This window comes from Streptomyces sp. NPDC093598 (assembly GCF_044764825.1).
Classification (GTDB): domain Bacteria; phylum Actinomycetota; class Actinomycetes; order Streptomycetales; family Streptomycetaceae; genus Streptomyces.
The window spans coordinates 657,237-676,333 of record NZ_JBIWIV010000001.1 but is presented as its reverse complement, the minus strand read 5'-3'; the positions used below and the strand labels follow the sequence as shown (position 1 = coordinate 676,333).

Sequence of the window (19,097 nt, the reverse complement as noted above, 5' to 3'; positions counted from 1 at the left end):
GACGGTGGCCGCCTCGGAGCGATCATGGCAGGCAACGCTGTCGTGCGGGGGCCAGAAGGGTGAGACTGGGGGCATGTGCCGGAGTATCAAGACGCTGCGTCCGCCCGCGATGCCCGAAGAGGCCACCGAGGCGGACGTGCGCGCTGCCGCTTTGCAGTACGTGCGGAAGGTGTCGGGGTTCCGCGCCCCCGCCGCTCACAACCAGGAGGTGTTCGACCGCGCCGTGGACGCCGTCGCGCAGGCCACGGCCGAGTTGCTGGACGGGCTGGAGGTGCGCGGGGCCGCGGCCCGGAAGGCGAGCTAGCCGGCCCCAGGGCCTCAGATCGCCGGTTCGGGCTGCGGTTCCGGTCGCGGCGCGGGTGCGGCCTCCGCTTCCCACAGCCGGGTGGTCCGCTGGTAGCCGTGGACCACCGAGGCCATCGCCAGCAGGAGGAGGGGGCCGGAGAGCCACGGGTGGGCGGCCATCTCCAGCGGCAGGAAGCGGTAGGACGCCAGCAGCGCCGCGAAGACGATCGTCCCGTGGACGATCAGCTGCGTTCCCGCGCGGTCCCAGCCGCGGTCGTACGTGCGCAGCCCTGCCTCGATCGTGTACGCGAACACCACGCCGGCGACGAGGTCCACGCCGTAGTGCCAGCCGAATCCCAGCGTCGCCGCGAGGGTGGCGACCAGCCAGAACGTGCCGGCGAGACGCAGAGCGCGCGGTCCCTTGCGGGAGTGGATGAAGATCGTGATGGCCCACGCCGTGTGCAGGCTGGGCATGCAGTTGCGCGGGGTGATCCCGTCGAACGGCATCTCGTAGGGGGTGGTGATCGGCGGCAGGGTGTTCGGCCACAGGTCGGCCGCCGCCCAACTCCCGCCCTCGGGGCCGTAGGCGAAGATCGGCCCGACCACGGGGTAGATCATGTAGACGGCCGGTCCGAGCACGCCGATCAGCAGGAAGGTGCGCACCAGGTGGTGGCGCGGGAAGCGCCGTTCGGCCGCCACGTTGCGCAGCTGGTACAGCGCCACACAGACCGCGGCCACCGCGAGCTGGGCGTAGACGTAGTCGAGGGCGTGCTCACCGACCGGGCCGCTCGCCCTGAGGAGCCGCCCCGCCGGCCATGACGGGTTGCCCAGCGCGTGATCGGCCATGGCGACGTACGGGTCGAGGACGGCCGGGCGGGTCTTCGACGTGATCAGCAGCCAGGTGTCACCGGTCTTGCGGCCGGTCACCAGCAGCAGGCCGAGCCCCACGCCCTTCAGCATCAGGACGCGTTCCCGGCCGGTGCGGCGGGTGAGGGCGAAGACCGCGACGCCGAGGATCACCCACAGCGCGCCGTTGCCGAACGGATGGCCTTCGGCGGGATGGGCGCCGATCGCCCACCGCACCAGCAGGAAGACGAGGTCGATGCCGATCGCGGCGCCGAGGGCGATGAGCCGTTGCCGCCAGGTGAGCACCACCATCATCAGCGCCATGCTGGCGTACAGCAGGAAGCCTGACTTGGGGGCGTGGATCACCTCGCGGGCCTGCGTGGTGATCGGCCCCGGGATGCCGAGGTGGTGCGCGGCGATCTGGAGCGCGACGAGGAATCCGAGCGTGATCAAGCCTGCCGTGATCCACAGCATCGCCCGTGGATGCCGTCTCGCGGCGAGCGTGATCCGTCGTATTCGAGAGGCTTCCCGCGACGCCGTGGTGGTCAATGTCTCAGCCGCTTCCAGGTCTCGGAGTGGTCGGGGTGGTGAGTCGGAGCTCGGTCTACGACGTCCGCGGCTCTCGCCGCATCAGATACGCCGCCCCGGCCCCGGCGCCGAACAGCGCCCCCACCGACACCGCCGTCGCCAGCCAGCTCGCGCCCAGCCAGTGGGCGCCGAAGTAGCCGAGGGCGACGCTGTACGCGGCCCAGGTGCAACCGGCCAGGGCCGACCAGGGCAGGAAGTCGCGGACGCGGCGGTGGGCGGCACCCGCGCCGAAGGAGACCACCGAGCGGCCGGCCGGAGCGAAACGGGCGAGGACGACGAGGGCGCCACCGCCCCGGGCGAGGGCCGCGCCGAGACGTTCCTGGGCGGTGGTCAGGCGCCGGGAACGGGAGATCGCCCGGTCCAGACGGGCGCCGCCGCGCCAGGCGAGGCGGTAGGCCATCAGGTCGCCCAGGACGGAGGCGGTGGCCGCGCAGAGGGTCAGCGCGAGGATGTCGGGCACATCGGTCGCCGTGCCCGCTGCCGCCGCCGTGGCCGCCGTGATCACCAGGACGCCGCTGGGCAGCACCGGCAGGAACACGTCGAGCAGGACGGACAGGGCCACCGCCGCGTAGATCCATGGGCTGCCGACCAGCAGCCCCACTTGCTCCAGCACCGCAACTCCCCGTGACTCCCCCGTGGGCCAGACCGTGCCGCGATGTCGCGGGGGGAACGGCAGGAGTGGCCATGACAGCCTTAGAGCGTACGCCTGGGGTGTGACGGGCGGTTCACGGGGGGCTCATACGTTCGGTGCGGAGTGTTCACCTCGTCGTGGCTCGTCCCGAGTTGTCGGCATACGGGCGACCGGGCCGGTACAGACGGAACGGCGCCTCCCCCAGGGGAAGGCGCCGCTGTGTGTCCGGCCGGGCGGCTCAGGCGGCCACCGGGGTCTGGCCGGCGGAGCGCTGCTCCTGCGCCGCGGTGCGCTTGCTCAGCAGCCGGTCCAGGCCGAACGCGCCGGAGCCGGTGAAGATCAGCAGGAACATGGCCCAGCAGTACATGGCCGCGCCCTCACCGCTGTTCTCGATCGGCCACAGGCCCTGGGGCTGGTGGACCTTGAAGTACGCGTAGGCCATCGCGCCCGAGGAGATGAAGGCCGCTATGCGGGTGCCGAGGCCCAGCAGGACCAGGGTGCCGCCGACGAGTTCGATGACGGCCGCGTACCAGTTCGGCCAGGCGCCGGTCGCGGCGGTGCCGCCCTTGCCGTCCACGCCTCCCAGGACGCCGAAGAGGGCGACGGCGCCGTGGCAGGCGAAGAGCAGGCCGACGACGATCCGGAACAGTCCGAGCGCGTACGGCTGTGCGCCGTTGAGGCGAGCGGTCATGTGGGGGGTCTCTCCTTCGGTTGGCCGGCCCTGGGGAGGCCGGTCGGGGACGGATACCGCGGAGTAACCCACGTTAGGTGTGCCTAATTGATGCTTTCAAGTTCAACATTTGGCCACCGCTTTGCCTCCCATTGGGTCCCTGTCTCGGGCCCAGCCGCACGTAGAACGGCTCTCGCCACCGCATCCGCGTCCGAAAGGGTGACCGAATCCACCCCTGGGCGGGCTCCCGCGGCGGTCACCCAGTGCACGCCTTCTGTCGGCACTCCGACCGCGAACCGCCTTGTGTGTGCAACTCCTTGACGATCCATCAGCCGATAGGGGCGGGAGGTGACGTCCAAACCGCCTGTCTCATAACCGTCCACGGTGTGCGGGCGGCACTGCCCGCTCCGCAGCAGGCCGGCCAAGAGGTCGTCGTCGGTGCGCCGCAGGTCGGGTTCGGGCAGACGGGCCTCTATGAGGGTTCTCACACGGACCGCCGACCCCGGCACGTCGGGGGAGTACGCCGTCCAGGCCCCGTCCTCGTCCGACACGCGCAGCCGCGGCCCGAGCACCTGCACCACCCCCGCCTCCATCAAGGCCGCGAGTTCCTCGATGCGGCGCCGGGGCGGGCCGATGGACAGGAACGCGTTGAGCGGCGTGTACCAGCGGTCCAGGTGGTCCCGGCGGGAGGCGCCGGCCAGGCCGCCGTGGTCGACGATCAGCCGGAGTTCGTTGCGCAGGTCGCGCAGCACGTCGAGAGCCGCCTTCACCGGCCCGTGCACATTGCCCAGCGCGGCCTGCGCGGCATCCTCGCGCAGATACGACAGCAGCCAGTCGCGCCACTCGCCGGGATGCGCGAAGTCCCGTCCGGCGTACGGGCGGGAAATCCGCTCCCAGCACCAGCGGTCGGCCTCCGGCACCCCGAACTCGTCCAGCAGCGGCGCCTCCCGGGGGTCCCCGTGCGGGACGGCGACGAAGCGGTCGGCGAACTCCCGCTCCCGCCACGCGGAGGCCGGGGCCCGCCGGATCAGCGCGGCGTAGTAGACCGTCTCCACCTCCTTCGCCACCAAGGGCCATATGTGCCTGCGGAAATCGGGCGCCTCCCCGGAGTCGGCGCGCTTGCGGAACCCCGCGATCACCTCCGGGGTGAGGGCGAGCGGGACGTGCCGGCCGTACGGCCCCTTCGCGTTGTCGCCGCGCGCCTGGTACGGGACGCCGCGCCGCGAACCGGCGAAGAGCCGCGGTTCAAAGCCGGAGGGGAGGTAGCGCAGCCCCTCGGCGTCCCGGACGAAACGGCCGCCCCGGCCGGTCGTCAGCAGGGCCGTGTGGTCGAAGAAGTTGAGACCGAGGCCGCGCAGCAGGACGGGCTCGCCCGGGGGTATGGACGACAGGTCGACGTCGGCCGGGTTCGCGGGCGGGACGTGGCGCAGGCCGTGCCGGGCGGCGTGGGCCGCCAGGCGCAGCAGGTCCGGGTCGGCGGCCGTCGGCAGGTGCCCCTGGGCCAGGACCACCGCGGACAGGCCGGTCAGCGTGCGGCCGTCGTCGAGGGTGAGGGCCTGGCGGTCGCCGGGAGTGTCGTCGAGCCGCACCGCGCGGGCCCGGTGGGTCTCGATCCGTACGGCCGGCGGCGCTTGCCGTACGACCTCGGCGAACACCCACTCCAGGTAGCGGCCGTAGTCGGCCCTGGTCGGGTACTCGTCCGGGCCGAGTCTGCCGCCCGCCCACTCGTGCAGGCTCGGGCCGGGGCGGATCGGGCCCGAGCAGTCCACGCTGTCGTCGGTGAACAGGGTCACCTGGCAGGCCACGGTGTTCATCAACAGCTCGGGCGACTGGGTGGTGCGCCAGACGCGGCCGGGGCCGGGCGGGTCCGGGTCGATCACATGAACCGTCAGCCGGACACCGGGCGGGAGGAGTTCCGGGGCGGAGGCGCACAGGCGCTCCAGGACGCTGGTGCCGCGCGGTCCGGCGCCGACCAGGGCGACGGAGACACTCGCGGGTCTCGCGGCCGGTCCCTGACCCTCGGCCGGTACGGATTCCTCGGTTTCCTCGGGCGACGCAGACAAGGGTGGGACTCCCGGACGTATGGGGCGCGGGTCGGCGGTCCGCCGGGCAGGAAGCGGACGGTCCGCCTCATCATGCCGTCGCCGGGAGCGGGAACCGAGGCTCGTGGGAAAGGATTGACGGTCGCTGTGGGATGCCTCACTAGCATCCCGGGGCATCACGGAACACAGCGGTGGTAATCAGGGGAAACGGTGGGTTACGGGGCGAGTTCGGAGTCCAGGAGCGTCGTCAGGCGTGGACCCGTTCCCCGGCGGGCCTCGGCCTGCTCCAGTCGCAGCCGGGCCGAACGGCCGCGCATGGTCAGCGTCATGAGCTGGTTGCCGAACCAGGGGCCGCCGGTCTTGCGCCAGCTGACCGGTGGGTTCGGCAGGCGGCCGTGCCGGGCGAGGCCGCGGCCGAGGCCCCGCGCCATCGCGCTCCAGCCGATGCGGAACGCCAGACGCATCGACAGGGGGACCGAGTTGTGGACGGGCGAGCACACGAGCTGCACCACCCGGGCGTCCGGGCCCGGGCCGGGCCACGACGGCTCGGCGATGTAGGCGTGGTGCACATCCCCGGACAGCACGCACACCGTCGCCGGCGCGTCCCGCCCCGAGCCCGCCTCGGCGATCAGCTCCGCCAGCCCCGCGAAGGACTCCGGGAACGCGGACCAGTGCTCCAGGTCGGCGGCGCGCCGCACCTTCTCCCCGAAGCGCGCCCAGCGGGCACCCCGCTCGCCGCCGCACAGCGCCGCGTTCCATCCCTCGGCGTCGTGCACGAGATGCGGCAGCAGCCAGGGCAGCGAGGTGCCGATCAGCAGGTGGTCGTACGCCTCGGGCGTGTCCCGCACCTGCTCGCGCAGCCAGGCGTCCTCGCCCGGGTCGAGCATCGCGCGCTCGTCCTCGGCGAGGACCCGGGCGGCCCGGCTGTCCACCATCACCAGGCGTACGCGCCCGAAGTCGCGCCGGTAGCTCCAGCGGACCGAGGCCGCGTCGGCGTCGGCCCGGGCGGCGAAGGTGCGCAGCACATCGGTGCCGTCGGGGACCTCGCGGACCGCCTCGTACACCGGGTCGGCCGCCAGCTCCTCGAGGGAGAGGTTCCCGAGGTGCTGGTGGACCCAGTACGACATCAGGCCGCTCAGCAGCCGCTCCTGCCACCAGCCGGTGGAGCGCATGTCGGCGAGCCAGGCGGCGGAGGTGTTCCAGTCGTCGATGACGTCGTGGTCGTCGAAGATCATGAAGCTGGGCACGGTGGACAGCAGCCAGCGGATGCGCGGGTCGAGCCAGGACTCGTAGTAGAGGTGTGTGTATTCCTCGTAGTCCGCGACTCCGTTGCCCGGCCCTTCCTTCAGGTCGCGGCGGCCCGCCAGCCAGCGCTGCGTGGAGTCGGAGGTCTCGTCGGCGTACACCTGGTCGCCGAGCAGCAGCAGGACGTGCGGCCGCTCGCCCTCCGGGTCGGCCGCGAGGCGGGTGGCGAGGGCGTCCAGGGCGTCCGGGCCGACGGGGTCGTCGCCGCCCGCCGGCGGGGAGGCCCAGCGGCAGGAGCCGAAGGCGACGTTGAGGTCGCCCTCCGGCCCCGGTGCGTGGATCGCCGAGGGCGGGAAGGGGGATCCGGGCAGCGGCCACACCTGTGTGCCGTCGAGGAACACCTCGTACGTCGTGGTCGTGCCGGCCGTGAGACCGGTCACCGGGACCAGTGCGTAGTGGTGGCCGGCGATCTGGAAGCTGCGGGCGGTGCCGCCGGCGCCGTCGGCGCAGCGCACTTCGGCGGTGCACGGGCGGCTCGTCTCGACCCACACGGTCGCGGACGAGCCGTCGGTGTACCTCAGCAGCGGTCCGAGGCGCAGTGCGCTCATGTCGTTCCCCTCTCCGTCGCCCCGTACGGTACGGAACGACGGAGGTCAGCGGGGAGGTCCCGACACGAATCAGCGTGTCAGCAGCTCGCCAGGTAGTTCTGCAGCGCGGACTTCTCGGCCGAGTCGACCGAGAGGCCGTAGTAGTACTTCACCTGCACCCAGGCGCGGACGTAGGTGCAGCGGTACGTCGTCCGGGACGGCATCCAGGTGGCCGGGTCCTGGTCGCCCTTGGCCTGGTTGACGTTGTCGGTGACCGCGATGAGCTGCGGGCGGGTGAGGTCGTTGGCGAAGGACTGGCGGCGGGAGGTCGTCCAGGAGTCGGCGCCGGAGTCCCAGGCCTCGGCCAGCGGGACCAGGTGGTCGATGTCGACGTCGGAGGCGGCGGACCAGGTGGCGCCGTCGTACGGGGAGTACCAGCTGCCGCTGGTGGCGGCGCAGGAGGAGTCCTGCTGGACGTTCGAGCCGTCGCGCTCGAGGACGACCTCGCGGGTGTTGCAGGCGCCGGACTGGGTGATCCAGTGCGGGAAGAGGTCGCGGTTGTAGCCGGTGCGGTCCTCGGTCGCCACGGTGAGCGAGGCGAGGTAGGAGCGGGCGGTGGCGCCGCTCACGGGGGTGGGGAGGGCGGCGGAGGCCGTGGGGGCGTTGAAGAGGGTGGCGGCCGATATGAGCGCGGTGGCGGCCGCGGCCAGGCTGAGCCGTCGACGCGCGTAGAACCTGGGCATGCGAACTCCCTGGGGAGAGGGGGGTGTTGGCTTGCGAGCGAGGGGAATGCTCGCGGTGCCGTGTTGCGCACAGGTGTGCGCCCGGTGAGAAGTTAGTGACGCGTCCATGACATGACAAGGTTCGGGCGGAAAGTTTTCACGCCAGAGGCGTCGCGTACCATGGACGGCGCAGAAGGGGAGTAGCTCTTCGCCGGACCGTCGACATACTGCTCAGCCCGCCTGAGCCGGCGCCCGGAGGCCGGTCCTTCACGGACCTGCCGGCGAGACCTTCGGCAAAGCAGTGCACGCCTGTGCCTCCCGGCACGGGCGCCGAGTGTGCTGCCGTGCCGAGGTGTCGTGTGTGAAGATCCAGCACTCTCGGTGGGGCAGCCCCGACCGATTGAGGAACCCTTGATCAGCCTGACCGTGACGGCCGTCGTCTTCGGCGTCGTCTTCCTCGCCGAACTGCCGGACAAGACCGCCCTCGCCGGCCTCGTCCTCGGCACGCGCTACCGCGCCTCCTACGTCTTCGCCGGTGTCGCCGCCGCCTTCGCGCTGCACGTCGCGCTCGCCGTCGCGGCCGGCAGTGTGCTGACGCTGCTGCCGCAGCAGATCGTGCAGGCCCTCACGGGCGTGCTCTTCCTGGGCGGGGCCGCGGTGCTGCTGCTGAAGAAGGGCGAGGACGAGGAAGAGGTCCGCAAGCCGGAGAACCAGTCCTTCTGGAAGGTCTCGGGCGCCGGTTTCATGCTCATCCTGGTCGCCGAGTTCGGCGATCTCACCCAGATCATGACCGCGAACCTGGCCGCCCGCTACGACGACCCGCTCTCCGTCGGCCTGGGCGCGGTGCTCGCGCTGTGGGCCGTGGCCGGGCTCGGCATCGTCGGCGGCAAGGCGCTGATGAAGAAGGTGCCGCTGCGGCTGATCACGCAGATCGCGGCGCTGGTGATGCTGGGGCTCGGGGTCTGGAGCCTGTGGGAGGCCGTGACCGGCTGAGCCGGGCGAGCTGAACAGTGGGTGAACGTCCGCAGGGGGCCCCTGGCGCGAGGGCCGCCTTGTTTTGTACCGTGGGGGAACAAAGTGGCCTCCGCCCGTTTTCCCTGACCGGCGGGCGGGGCCGCCTTGTCCCTCCCGGGGGTGTGACGGTCGCGATCCGTCGTCCGCCCCTCTCCCGCGCTGGAACGCGCACCGAGCCTTGGAGCTGCCGATGACGGCCACCGCCGTGCTCACCGCCCGCGCCCTCCTGCTGGACATGGACGGCACCCTCGTCAACTCCGACGCCTCGGTCGAACGCGTCTGGCGGCGCTGGGCCGAACGGCACGGGCTCGACGGGGACGAGGTCATGAAGGTCGTCCACGGCCGGCAGGGCTACGCCTCCATGGCGCTGCTCCTGCCCGAACGGCCGATGGAGCAGAACCACGCCGACAACGCCCGGATGCTCGCCGAGGAGACGGCCGACACGGACGGTGTCGTCGCGATCCCCGGGGCGCGGGAGTTCCTGGCCTCACTGCGGGGGCTGCCGCACGCGCTGGTGACCTCCGCCGACGTGCCGCTCTCGACGGCGCGGATGGCGGCGGCCGGTCTCGAGCAGCCCGACGTGCGGGTGACCGCGGAGTCCGTCGGGGCGAGCAAGCCCGACCCGGAGGGCTTCCTGAAGGGCGCCGCGGAGCTGGGGATCAGCCCCGCGGACTGTGTGGTGTTCGAGGACTCCGGCGCCGGGATAGCGGCCGGACGCGCCGCCGGGATGACGGTGGTCGGGATCGGGCCCCGGGCCGCGTCCCACGCGCCGGACGTGGTGGTGGAGGACCTCACGAAGGTGCGCGTGGAGGCCGCGGCGGACGGGACGATCCGCCTCACCATCGGGTGATCCGGCCGCTCGGGGTCACCTGGGCGGCGACGGCGTCCCCCGGCGGCGCCGGTGCATGCGTCACCCGGGCGGCGCCGGAGCAGGCGTCACCTGGGCGGCGATGATGCGCGCGCACTCCAGGGACTCGGTGTGTGTCGTGTCCACCTCCACGTCGTAGCCCAGGCCCTCGTGCACCACCCGGGCCTGTGACGCGGCCATGCCGCGGATCCGGTCCCCCCGGGCGATCTCGCGCCCCGCGGCGACCTCGCCGTCACACCGGACGCCGACCCACAGCACGGTGAGTCCGGACAGGGCCTTCTCCCACCGCTGCCGGGACGCCGGGCCGCCGAGGAAGACGTCGTCGACGATGATCCCGGCGCCCGCGCGCGCCATGGCGGCGATGCCCTCGGTCCAGGCCGCGTCCAGGGCCCGGAACTCCGCGCCCACGCTCACGCCGCCGTCCGCCGCGAAGGTGATCCCGCTGTCCGAGTCCCGCAGCTTCGCGGGCAGCGCCTCGACGAACGAGTCGACACCGAAGGCCAGCCACGGACCGGGCAGGACCTCTTGCAGGCACCGGACGATCCCGGACTTGCCCGAGCTCGAACCGCCGTTGAGAACGATCACCTGAGTAGCCACGGTGTCACAGTAGGGCGGCCGGGCCGGTCATGGCTCCCGGGTTTCCGACTCCAGCTTCGCCCGGGTCTCCCGGTCGTAGACGCCGAGGTCGTCGGCCTGGATGCCGCGTGACCACTGATAGGTGCGGACCGCTTCCTCGAGCCGGTCGTCGAAGGTGCCGTCGGTGTCGTCGTCGTAGAGGTACAACTGGCGCAGGCGGCGTTGGAGTTCGGTGACCTCCGGGCCGCGGTCGCCGAGGCGCAGGACAGCGGGACCGTCACTCTGGCGGGAGTTGTCCACAGGCGCCTGCCCGGGGCCGGTCGCGGTGGCGGACGTCCGCGGTGCCGACGGGGAGGGCGACTGCGACGGGCTCGCCGAGGCGCTCGGTGCCGACGGCGACGGGGAGGCGGACGGGCTCCCGCCGCGGGACGGCGACGGGGCCGGTGCGGCCGGGGTCGGCACGACCGCCGACGCGCTGCCCTTCGCGGGTGCGGACACCGCGCTGCTCGACGGGGCGTCCGGCACACTCGCCCGGATGCCGTCCGGCAGGGCGGTGTCCCGGGACGGGCTTTCGTAGGAGAACAGCCCACTCGCGTACCCGGCCGCCGCGACGACGGCGACGCAGGCGGCGGCGGCGATCAGGAGGATCCGGCGCCGTCGCCCGGACCTCCGCGCACCGGGGTCGCCCCCTTCCGGCGCGCCGCGAGCCGCCCCCGCCGTCCCGTCGGACATCCGCAGGTCGGTGACGCTCGGCTCGGCCGCGGCAGGGGCCAGGGGCGTCGGAGTCACCGAGGTGGCGGGGGTGGCCGGCAGCACGGTGGTCGCGTCCGCGTCGACGGGGCGCAGCGGCATGGTGACGTCGGCGGGGGAGGACGGCCGAGCGGTGCTTCCGGGGTGTGAGGACCCGCCGTGCGGGAGGGCGACGCCGCCGCCGGCCGTCGCCGGCCGCCCCGGCGTGCTGTCGGCCGCGGGCCCGGGGCCCTGGGCGTGCGGTGCCTTCGCGAGGCCGGTGCCGGGCTGCCAGGGGGCGGGTGCGGGTGTCCGCGGGGTGTCCTGGCGCGGGGCCGTTGCGCTGATGTCGGCTGCGGCTGGGCCTGGTGTGCCTCGGGGCGTGGGTCCGGGTTTCTCGGCCTGCGGTGGCTCCGCGGCGTCGGCCCCGGGCCGCCCGGGGGTGCCGGGACGTGTCCGCGGGGGCGTGGCCGTGGCGTCCGTGGGGGAGGCGTACGGGGTCGCGGCCGACTCGGCCGGGGGTGTGGTGCGGGACGGCGCGGCCTGGGCCGCCTCGGATGCCCTCACGGCTTCCCCCGGGCGCGGGGGCGTCGTCGTCCCGGCCGGTGAGGAGGGCAGCCCCTCGCCGGTGTCCGGCCCGGAGCGCCCCGCGTCGATCTCCACGTACGGGCGGATCCGCAGCGGATCGAAGTCCTCCGCTGCCGCCGCCTGGGCCGTGCGGGCGTCGCGGAGGGCCTCTGCGGCGCGGTGGGTGCAGGCGCAGGCGGGGGTGTTGTCCCGGCGTCTGGGGGCGCCGCACTCCGGGCACGGGTGGCCGTTCGACGGTTCCACGCGTTCCTCCCTCCCCTCGCGAACTCCAGAGATTATCCAGATCTTCTCCACAGCGCGGGCGACGAGCCCCCGGAACCACGGCTTCCAAAAGGGCCCGGCGGGCCATAACAGGTCACAGCGGTCACGATGGAAAATGTCACAGGAGACACAGGAGGTCTCATGGCCGGGGACGGGAACGCCACCACACTGTCACCCCACGACGCTGCGGCTCAGGAGCGGGTGCCCGGGAACGTCCTGGTCTCCATCGGCGCCCTGCTCCTCGGCATGCTGCTCGCCGCCCTCGACCAGACCATCGTGTCGACCGCGCTGCCCACGATCGTCAGCGATCTCGGCGGCCTGGATCACCTGTCCTGGGTGGTCACCGCGTATCTGCTGGCCGCGACGGCCGCCACCCCGCTGTGGGGCAAGCTCGGCGACCAGTACGGGCGCAAGAGGCTGTTCCAGACGGCGATCGTGATCTTCCTGATCGGGTCCGCGCTGTGCGGCGCGGCGCAGGACATGGCTCAGCTGATCGCGTTCCGGGCCCTCCAGGGCCTCGGCGGCGGCGGACTGATCGTGCTGTCGATGGCGATCGTCGGTGATCTGGTGCCGCCCCGTGAACGCGGCCGCTACCAGGGGCTGTTCGGCGCCGTCTTCGGCGCGACCAGTGTGCTCGGACCGCTGCTCGGCGGGCTGTTCACCCAGCACCTGAGCTGGCGCTGGGTGTTCTACGTCAACCTGCCCGTCGGCGTCGTCGCGCTCGCCGTGATCGCGACCGTCCTGCACATCCCGCGAAAGGCGCAACGGCACGTCATCGACTACCTCGGCACCTTCCTCATCGCCGCCGTCGCCACCTGCCTGGTGCTGGTCGCCTCGCTCGGCGGGACGACCTGGCCCTGGGGGTCCTGGCGGATCGTCGGCCTCGCGGTCCTGGGCGTCGTCCTCGCCGTCGCCTTCGTGGCCGTCGAGCGGCGGGCCGCCGAACCGGTGCTGCCGCTCAAGCTCTTCCGGGTGCGCACCTTCACCCTCTCCGCCGTCATCAGTTTCGTCGTCGGATTCGCGATGTTCGGCGCCATGACCTACCTGCCGACCTTCCTCCAGGTCGTGCAGGGCGTCAGCCCGACCATGTCCGGTGTGCACATGCTGCCGATGGTGCTGGGCCTGCTGCTGGCCTCGACGGCCTCCGGGCAGATCGTCAGCCGCACCGGCCGCTGGAAGGTGTTCCCGATCGCCGGCACCGGCATCACCACGCTCGGGCTGCTCCTGCTCCACCAGCTCGACGAGCACAGCTCCACCGCCGAGTTGAGCGGCTTCTTCTTCGTCTTCGGGCTCGGCCTCGGCCTGGTGATGCAGGTCCTCGTGCTCATCGTGCAGAACGCGGTCCCGTACGAGGACCTGGGCGTGGCCACCTCCGGCGCGACCTTCTTCCGCTCCATCGGCGCCTCGTTCGGTGTCGCCGTCTTCGGCACGGTCTTCGCGGGCCGGCTCGGCGACCAGCTCACGGACGCCTTCCGGGGCGCCCGGCTCCCGCCCGGCGTCTCCGTGGACACCCTCGAGGCCGACCCGCGCGGCATCGCCGCCCTGCCGCCCGGCCTGCGCCCGCCGGCCCTGCACGCCTACGCCGTCTCCATCACGGACGTCTTCCTGTACGCCGCCCCCGTCGCACTCCTCGGATTCCTGCTGGCCTGGTTCCTGAAGGAGGACCGGCTGCGCGGCTCGGTCACCGCGCCCGACGTCACCGAGACCCTGGCCAGCAACCCCGTCGAGCGGTCCTCGTACGACGAGGTGTGCCGTGCGCTGTCGGTGCTCGGCACCCGCGCGGGGCGGCGCGATATCTACCGCGAGATCACCGCCCGGGCGGGTTACGACCTGCGGCCCGCGACGAGCTGGCTGCTGCTGCGGATCCGCCGGTACGGCTCGGTGGAACCGGGTGCGCTGGCCGATCACATGCCCGTGCCCCTGACCGTCGTCATGGAGGCCGCCCGACAGGCCGAGGAGCGCCGCCTCGCCGTGCGCCAAGGCCTCGACATGATGCTGACCGGCCGGGGACGCGAGGTCGCCGACCGGCTGGCCGAGGCCCGCGAGGAGTCCCTCGCCGAGCTGCTCGGCGACTGGTGGGGGCCGGACCGGCCGACCGATCTGGTCGACCTCGTGCGGGAGATGAACGGCGAGTTGTGCGGATCGCGGCGCGAGCGGCCGTACAGCGCGCTCCCCACGGACGAGCGGGTCTGAGTTCAGGCCAGGTCCTTGCTGAACCAGTGCTCTGCGTACGGGTCGTCGTTGTGCGGTGCGGTCTCCCGGTAGCCGAGGCGGGCGTACAGGCCGCGGGCCTCGACGAGATCGCCGCGGGTGTCGAGGATCATCCGGGTGGCGCCGAGCGCGCGTGCGGCGTCCTCGGCGGCCCCGACCAGGAGCGGGGCGCCGCCCCTGCCGCGCATCGACTCGTGCAGGAACACCCGCGTGAGCTCGGCGGTCGTGCCGTCCAGGAGCCGTACGCCCGCGCTGCCGGCCGGCTCACCGCCGTACCGGGCGACCAGCAACCGGCCCCGCGGCGGCGCCAGATCGGCACCCGGCCGGGCGGCGATCTCCCGCTCCAGCTCGGCCGGGTCGGTCCGGCGCCCCTCGTGCAGCAGGTACCAGCGGTCGCTGACCTCGGTGTAGTACGCCCGCCAAAGAGCGGCGGCTACGGGGGAGTCGTACGGTTCCGGGGTCACGGTCCACGTCATGAACCGCATTCTTCACAGGCACCCCAGCGGACGCGCAACCGAATAGTCCCGGCCAAGTGTTCGCGCCCCGGTTGCGCCCGGGCGCCGTTTGGATACGGGGTTTGGGGCAACCCGACGGGCGAACCGGCTCGCGAGGAGAGTCGGTTGGGCCGAGAACCCGGAAGGCATTCATGTCCACTGGCCTGATCATTGCTCTGATCGTGATCGCGGCGGTCGTCGTCATCATCGCGGCCGTCATGACCCTGCGCGCCCGCGGGCCTCGGCGCGGCCCGAGCCTGAAGCGCCGCTTCGGACCCGAGTACGACCGGGCCGTCGCCCGGCACGACGGTGACGCCAAAGCGGCCGAGCGCGAGCTGACCGAGCGCCTGCACCGCCACGGCGACCTGCGCGAGCGGTCGCTGGAGCCGGCGCAGCGCGAGCAGTACGAGGCGCGCTGGACGGCCGCCCAGGAGCGGTTCGTCGACTCGCCGCGCGATGCCGTCGCCGAGGCGGACCGGCTGCTCGCCGAGCTGGCCGGTGCCCGGGGCTTCCCGGACGGCGGGCAGTACGAGGAACAGCTGGCCGCGCTGTCCGTGCACCACGCCCACCACGTGGACGGCTACCGGCGCGTGCACCGCGCGGCACATCTGCGCGCGGAGGACGCCCGTGACGGCGGCCAGGGCACGGAAGACATGCGTGAGGCCATGGTGGCGGCCCGCGCCCTGTTCGAGGAGCTGGTGAAGCCGGCCCGCCACGACGGCGGCGGCCACACGGGCGGACGCCACGAGGAGGGACGGCACGACGGGCACCACCGTGCCGGACTGAACGGCGGCCGCAAGGCTCCGGCCCGCGGCGGGCACATGCCGTGGGCGATCAACCGACGTCAGGCGAAGGAGAGTTGAGGCAGATGACCGACATGACCCGACCGCCCGGCGGCCATACGCCGACCACCCCGGACGCCCGCGGCGAGAGCGCCCTGGGCACCGGCCACGGCACGACCGCACCCGGCACCGACCGCGGCGCGGCCCGTGACACGGAAGCGGCCCGCGGCGGCACGACGCACGGCATCGAAACGGACCGCGGCGCCACGCACGTCACCGATGCCGGCCGCGGCGTCACGCACGGCACCGACGCGGACCGTGCCGCGGCCCACGGAACCGACGTGCCCGGCACCGGTCGGCACGGCACCGAGGCCCCCCGCGGCGACTCCTACGGCACCGGCCCGGACAAGACCGGCTCCGCGAAGAACCGGTCCCACCTCCTCGCCCACGACGAGTCCGACAAGCTCGGTGCGCAGTTGCAGCACGCCGTCGCCGGGTTCGTCGACGGGCCCAGGGCCGCCGTCGAGGAGGCCGACCACGTGCTGGAGGAGATAGCGGCCCGCTTCACCGAGGCCGTGACGCAGCGCCGTCGCACGCTGCGCCACTCCTGGCAGTCCGTCGAGGGCGGCGAGGGCAAGTCCGTCTCGTCGGCCGACACCGAGCAGCTCCGGCTGGCCCTGAAGGACTACCGCGAGCTGGCCGAACGGCTGCTGCACGTGTGAGCCGGGGGAAAGCCCCCGGTCACCGGTCCGCCCGGCGCTCCCGCCACTGCCGTACGACGTCCTCGACGTCGTACGGCTTCTTTCCCAGCGGGGGGCCGGGCGGCGGCTTGAACATCATGTCGCGGATCTTGTCGTTGACCTCGTCGATGATCTTCCGGACGATCCGCTCCGAGGGGGCCGCGAGCGCGGCCTCCAGCGCGTCCTCCGCCTCCTTGCGCAGCGCCAGCGCCGGCGGGAGGACGGAGAAGCCCTCGCGGGCCATCTTCCGCTTGACCCACCACAGTTCGTCGTAGGTGGTCTCGATGTCGCGCGGGAGGGGTTCGCCCGCTCCCGGCAGCCGATCGAACTCCCCGCGCGCCTCCGCGTCACGGATCTGCTTGTCGACCCAGGACTCGAAGTCGACGCCTGGTGGCTTTCGCTCGGTCATGAGGCCATTGTGCCGGACACCGCGCGGCCGGGCGTTTTATCATGCGGCGGGCCGAGGGCCTGTCTGTCTGACCACCAGGACGTCTCAGAAGGAGCGCACGTGCTCGAACTCACCATGGCCACCGTCGCGGAGGCGGAGGCGGGCGCCACGGCCGGCATGCTCATGGCCGAAGCGCCCAGCGAGCCGGGCGCGGTGCTGCGGGTGGGCCGCGACAAGTCCGTGTGCCGGCTGAGCACGCCGGACGACTGGCTGTTCGTCTCCCGCGTCCACCTGGAGTTCCTGTGCGGACCGGAGGGGACCTGGCAGGTCACCTGGCTGCGCGGCTCCCAGCCCGACCCGTCCTCCGAGGTGCGGCTGACGACGGGGGAGTACGCCCAGCCCCTCGCCTACGGCGGCACCGTCCCGCTGCCCAGGGGCGGCAGCGGCGAGATCATCATCCAGGACCGCACCGCCCCGCGCAGCGTCAACGTGGGCTTCTACCACGAGGTGTGACGGCGAGGGCTCACGCCAGCACGCGCGCCAGCGCGAACCCGTCGTAGCCCTTCATGCCCACCGTCTGGATCGCGGTGCCGCTCAGTCTCGGATGGCCGGCGATCAGCTCGATCGCGGTGCGGGTGCCCGTCACGTCCGGGGCGGTGCTGTCCGCGTCGACGACCCGGCCGCCCCGGACGACGTTGTCGAGGACGATCAGGCTGCCCGTGCTGGTGAGCCTGATCGCCCACTCCACGTAGTGCGGGTTGTTGACCTTGTCGGCGTCGATGAAGACCAGGTCGAACGGGGGCGGGTTCTCGTCCGCCAGCTTGGGCAGCGACTCCAGGGCCGGACCCACCCGCACCTCGACCAGCTTGTCCAGACCGGCGCGGGCGATGTTGCGGACGGCGACCTCGGCGTGCCGGGGGTCGTACTCCAGGGAGACCAGCCGCCCGTCGGCGGGCAGGGCGCGGGCCAGCCAGATGGTGCTGTAGCCGCCGAGCGTGCCGATCTCCAGGATGTGGCGGGCGCCCTGGATCTGGGCGAGGAGCTGGAGGAGCTTGCCCTGGTTCCCCGCGACGTTGATGTGCGGAAGCCCGGCGGCGTCGCTGTCCCGCAGGGCGGCCGCCAGGGCTTCGTCGTCCGGTGCGAGGTGGGCGGTGAAGTAGGCGTCGACCTCGTCCCAGACGTGCGACTCGCTCATGCGCCCCTACCTTTCGTACGCATAGTTAGCATCCCTAACTACTGGCGTCACGACGATAGTTGGTGCGGGCGGCCCCTGTCAGCGGGAACTCACTCGGCGTGTCGGCCCGCCACCGAGGGTGCCGAACCCGGCAGCGGACGACCCGCCGACTCCGCCATGCGCCACACCGCGAAACCGCCGATCACGGCCGCGGCCATCATGTAGTACGCGGGCATCATCATGTTCCCGGTGGCGCCGATCAGGGCCGTCACCACCAGCGGGGTGGTGCCGCCGAACAGGGACACGGAGACGTTGAAGCCGATCGACAGCGAGCCGTAGCGGACCTTCGTCGGGAACAGCGCCGGCAGCGCCGAGGGCATCGCCGCCGTGAAGCAGACCAGCAGCAGGCCGAGGGCGCCCATGCCGAGCGCGACCGCGAGCAGACTGCCCTCGCGGATCAGCAGCAGGGCCGGGACGGACAGCAGCAGGAAACCCGCGCAGCCGGTGGCGATCACCGGGCGGCGGCCGACACGGTCGGTCAGCGCGCCCATGAACGGCTGGGCGATCATCATCACGGCCATCACGCCGAGGACGACCAGCAGGCCGTGCGTCTCGTCGTAGTGGAGCTGACCGGTCAGGTAGCTCGGCATGTACGACAGCAGCATGTAGTCGGTGACGTTGAAGACCAGCACCAGGCCGACGCAGAGCAGCAGCGCGCGCCACTGGCCGGTGACCATCTCGCGCAGCGGCGTCTTCGGGCGGTTGTTCTCGGCCTTCTCCGCCTCGGCCGCGAAGGCCGGGGTCTCCTCCAGGCGCAGCCGCAGGTAGAGACCGATGATGCCCATCGGGCCCGCGATCAGGAACGGGATGCGCCAGCCCCAGGAGGTCAGGTCGTCGGCGGAGAGCAGGGCGGTCATGATCGTGACCAGGCCCGCGCCGCCGATGTAGCCGGCGAGCGTGCCGAACTCCAGCCAGCTGCCGAGGAAGCCGCGCCGCTTGTCGGGGGCGTACTCGGCGATGAACGTGGAGGCGCCCGCGTACTCGCCGCCGGTGGAGAAGCCCTGCACGAGGCGGGCCGCCAGGAGCAGGATCGGCGCGCCGACGCCGATCGTCGCGTACGACGGGATCAGGCCGATCGCGAAGGTGCCCGCCGCCATCATGATCATGGTGAGGGCGAGGACCTTCTGGCGGCCGACGCGGTCGCCGAGCGGGCCGAAGACCATGCCGCCGAGGGGTCGGACCAGGAAGGCCGCGGCGAAGGCGCCGAACGTGGACAGCAGCTGGGCGGTGGGGTTGCCGGAGGGGAAGAAGACCTTGCCCAGCGTGACCGCGATGTAGCTGTAGACGCCGAAGTCGAACCATTCCATCGCGTTGCCGAGCGCGGCCGCCTTCACGGCGCGCTTGACGAGCGCGGGGTCGGTGACGGTGGGGTCGGGGGCCTTCGCTGTGCGGTTCTTCCCGAGGGACGCGGGGGCGACGACTGAGACAGTCGACAAGACTCGTTCGCCTACCTTTCGACGGGGACAGGGACGCGGTCCCGCGCGGCGGCGCTGTCGTACGGGCCGAAAAAGCGACGATAGGCGGATTTTCTCCGCTTACGGGCGGTGCGTCTTTCGTTGCACACTGCACGTAAATCGCGGCTGTGCTGGTGCTTCT

General features: G+C 72.5%; 19 protein-coding genes. 7 read left to right on the top strand and 12 right to left on the bottom strand.

What is annotated here, in order from left to right:
* The first annotated feature begins 73 nt into the window (after positions 1-73).
* Positions 74-304: a DUF2277 domain-containing protein gene (locus tag ACIRDU_RS03145; protein WP_403573642.1), complete on the top strand. Its 231-nt coding sequence runs from the start codon at positions 74-76 to the stop codon at positions 302-304.
* 14 nt (positions 305-318) lie between these two features.
* Here the strand turns inward: ACIRDU_RS03145 and ACIRDU_RS03140 are convergent, their stop codons facing one another.
* From ACIRDU_RS03140 to ACIRDU_RS03115, 6 genes are all read right to left on the bottom strand, one after another.
* Entirely contained in the window at positions 319-1,605 is a 1,287-nt protein-coding gene (locus ACIRDU_RS03140) for a phosphatase PAP2 family protein (RefSeq protein WP_403573638.1), read from the bottom strand.
* Between the two features lie 130 nt (positions 1,606-1,735).
* The gene (locus ACIRDU_RS03135; RefSeq protein WP_403573635.1) at positions 1,736-2,332 is read right to left on the bottom strand and encodes a DedA family protein; all 597 of its coding nucleotides are present in this window, start codon (positions 2,330-2,332) and stop codon (positions 1,736-1,738) included.
* Positions 2,333-2,588: 256 nt separating this feature from the next.
* A complete protein-coding gene (locus ACIRDU_RS03130) occupies positions 2,589-3,041 on the bottom strand; it encodes a DoxX family protein (RefSeq protein ID WP_403573632.1) in 453 nt (150 codons plus the stop codon).
* Positions 3,042-3,124: 83 nt separating this feature from the next.
* A complete protein-coding gene (locus tag ACIRDU_RS03125) occupies positions 3,125-4,996 on the bottom strand; it encodes an FAD/NAD(P)-binding protein (RefSeq protein ID WP_403575111.1) in 1,872 nt (623 codons plus the stop codon).
* 281 nt (positions 4,997-5,277) lie between these two features.
* Positions 5,278-6,915: an alkaline phosphatase D family protein gene (locus ACIRDU_RS03120; RefSeq protein ID WP_403573629.1), complete on the bottom strand. Its 1,638-nt coding sequence runs from the start codon at positions 6,913-6,915 to the stop codon at positions 5,278-5,280.
* Between the two features lie 77 nt (positions 6,916-6,992).
* Positions 6,993-7,637 (bottom strand): HNH endonuclease family protein, encoded by a 645-nt coding sequence (locus ACIRDU_RS03115; protein WP_403573626.1) that lies wholly within the window; start codon positions 7,635-7,637, stop codon positions 6,993-6,995.
* A 390-nt stretch (positions 7,638-8,027) separates the two neighbouring features.
* Between ACIRDU_RS03115 and ACIRDU_RS03110 the strand changes: the two genes are divergently transcribed.
* Entirely contained in the window at positions 8,028-8,609 is a 582-nt protein-coding gene (locus tag ACIRDU_RS03110; RefSeq protein WP_403573623.1) for a TMEM165/GDT1 family protein, read from the top strand.
* 211 nt (positions 8,610-8,820) lie between these two features.
* On the top strand, positions 8,821-9,480 hold the full coding sequence (locus ACIRDU_RS03105) for an HAD-IA family hydrolase (RefSeq protein ID WP_403573621.1): 660 nt from the start codon (positions 8,821-8,823) through the stop codon (positions 9,478-9,480).
* 60 nt (positions 9,481-9,540) lie between these two features.
* On the opposite strand, the gene cpt is transcribed toward ACIRDU_RS03105, so the two are convergent.
* Positions 9,541-10,095 carry a chloramphenicol phosphotransferase CPT gene (gene cpt, locus ACIRDU_RS03100; protein WP_403573619.1) on the bottom strand — a complete coding sequence of 185 codons (555 nt, stop codon included), beginning with the start codon at positions 10,093-10,095 and terminating at the stop codon, positions 9,541-9,543.
* A gap of 27 nt (positions 10,096-10,122) precedes the next feature.
* On the bottom strand, positions 10,123-11,634 hold the full coding sequence (locus tag ACIRDU_RS03095) for a peptidoglycan-binding protein (protein ID WP_403573616.1): 1,512 nt from the start codon (positions 11,632-11,634) through the stop codon (positions 10,123-10,125).
* Between the two features lie 159 nt (positions 11,635-11,793).
* Between ACIRDU_RS03095 and ACIRDU_RS03090 the strand changes: the two genes are divergently transcribed.
* On the top strand, positions 11,794-13,845 hold the full coding sequence (locus tag ACIRDU_RS03090) for a DHA2 family efflux MFS transporter permease subunit (RefSeq protein WP_403573614.1): 2,052 nt from the start codon (positions 11,794-11,796) through the stop codon (positions 13,843-13,845).
* A 2-nt stretch (positions 13,846-13,847) separates the two neighbouring features.
* Here the strand turns inward: ACIRDU_RS03090 and ACIRDU_RS03085 are convergent, their stop codons facing one another.
* Positions 13,848-14,339 carry a GNAT family N-acetyltransferase gene (locus ACIRDU_RS03085; protein WP_403573611.1) on the bottom strand — a complete coding sequence of 164 codons (492 nt, stop codon included), beginning with the start codon at positions 14,337-14,339 and terminating at the stop codon, positions 13,848-13,850.
* A 170-nt stretch (positions 14,340-14,509) separates the two neighbouring features.
* Here ACIRDU_RS03085 and ACIRDU_RS03080 point away from each other — a divergent pair, with 170 nt between their 5' ends.
* Together ACIRDU_RS03080 and ACIRDU_RS03075 are read left to right on the top strand one after the other, a co-directional pair.
* Complete coding sequence (locus ACIRDU_RS03080; RefSeq protein WP_403573608.1) at positions 14,510-15,220, top strand: hypothetical protein; 711 nt, start codon at positions 14,510-14,512, stop codon at positions 15,218-15,220.
* A gap of 5 nt (positions 15,221-15,225) precedes the next feature.
* The gene (locus ACIRDU_RS03075; protein ID WP_403573605.1) at positions 15,226-15,861 is read left to right on the top strand and encodes a hypothetical protein; all 636 of its coding nucleotides are present in this window, start codon (positions 15,226-15,228) and stop codon (positions 15,859-15,861) included.
* A 19-nt stretch (positions 15,862-15,880) separates the two neighbouring features.
* On the opposite strand, the gene ACIRDU_RS03070 is transcribed toward ACIRDU_RS03075, so the two are convergent.
* Positions 15,881-16,288 (bottom strand): DUF1992 domain-containing protein, encoded by a 408-nt coding sequence (locus ACIRDU_RS03070; RefSeq protein ID WP_403573603.1) that lies wholly within the window; start codon positions 16,286-16,288, stop codon positions 15,881-15,883.
* Positions 16,289-16,387: 99 nt separating this feature from the next.
* On the opposite strand from ACIRDU_RS03070, the gene ACIRDU_RS03065 reads away from it, so the two are divergent.
* Complete coding sequence (locus tag ACIRDU_RS03065) at positions 16,388-16,780, top strand: hypothetical protein (protein ID WP_403573600.1); 393 nt, start codon at positions 16,388-16,390, stop codon at positions 16,778-16,780.
* Positions 16,781-16,790: 10 nt separating this feature from the next.
* Here the strand turns inward: ACIRDU_RS03065 and ACIRDU_RS03060 are convergent, their stop codons facing one another.
* The gene (locus ACIRDU_RS03060; RefSeq protein ID WP_403573598.1) at positions 16,791-17,462 is read right to left on the bottom strand and encodes an O-methyltransferase; all 672 of its coding nucleotides are present in this window, start codon (positions 17,460-17,462) and stop codon (positions 16,791-16,793) included.
* Between the two features lie 89 nt (positions 17,463-17,551).
* Positions 17,552-18,937 carry a glycine betaine/L-proline transporter ProP gene (gene proP, locus ACIRDU_RS03055; protein ID WP_403573595.1) on the bottom strand — a complete coding sequence of 462 codons (1,386 nt, stop codon included), beginning with the start codon at positions 18,935-18,937 and terminating at the stop codon, positions 17,552-17,554.
* Positions 18,938-19,097 lie beyond the last annotated feature (160 nt).

Excerpts from the sequence above, each read along its gene's own strand:
- ACIRDU_RS03145 (WP_403573642.1), top strand. The coding sequence starts at position 74 with ATGTGCCGGAGTATCAAGACGCTGCGTCCGCCCGCGATGCCCGAAGAG.
- ACIRDU_RS03140 (WP_403573638.1), bottom strand. The coding sequence starts at position 1,605 with ATGCTGTGGATCACGGCAGGCTTGATCACGCTCGGATTCCTCGTCGCG.
- ACIRDU_RS03130 (WP_403573632.1), bottom strand. The coding sequence starts at position 3,041 with ATGACCGCTCGCCTCAACGGCGCACAGCCGTACGCGCTCGGACTGTTC.
- ACIRDU_RS03120 (WP_403573629.1), bottom strand. The coding sequence starts at position 6,915 with ATGAGCGCACTGCGCCTCGGACCGCTGCTGAGGTACACCGACGGCTCG.
- ACIRDU_RS03115 (WP_403573626.1), bottom strand. The coding sequence starts at position 7,637 with ATGCCCAGGTTCTACGCGCGTCGACGGCTCAGCCTGGCCGCGGCCGCC.
- ACIRDU_RS03105 (WP_403573621.1), top strand. The coding sequence starts at position 8,821 with ATGACGGCCACCGCCGTGCTCACCGCCCGCGCCCTCCTGCTGGACATG.
- ACIRDU_RS03090 (WP_403573614.1), top strand. The coding sequence starts at position 11,794 with ATGGCCGGGGACGGGAACGCCACCACACTGTCACCCCACGACGCTGCG.
- ACIRDU_RS03085 (WP_403573611.1), bottom strand. The coding sequence starts at position 14,339 with ATGACGTGGACCGTGACCCCGGAACCGTACGACTCCCCCGTAGCCGCC.
- ACIRDU_RS03080 (WP_403573608.1), top strand. The coding sequence starts at position 14,510 with ATGTCCACTGGCCTGATCATTGCTCTGATCGTGATCGCGGCGGTCGTC.
- ACIRDU_RS03075 (WP_403573605.1), top strand. The coding sequence starts at position 15,226 with ATGACCGACATGACCCGACCGCCCGGCGGCCATACGCCGACCACCCCG.
- ACIRDU_RS03070 (WP_403573603.1), bottom strand. The coding sequence starts at position 16,288 with ATGACCGAGCGAAAGCCACCAGGCGTCGACTTCGAGTCCTGGGTCGAC.
- ACIRDU_RS03060 (WP_403573598.1), bottom strand. The coding sequence starts at position 17,462 with ATGAGCGAGTCGCACGTCTGGGACGAGGTCGACGCCTACTTCACCGCC.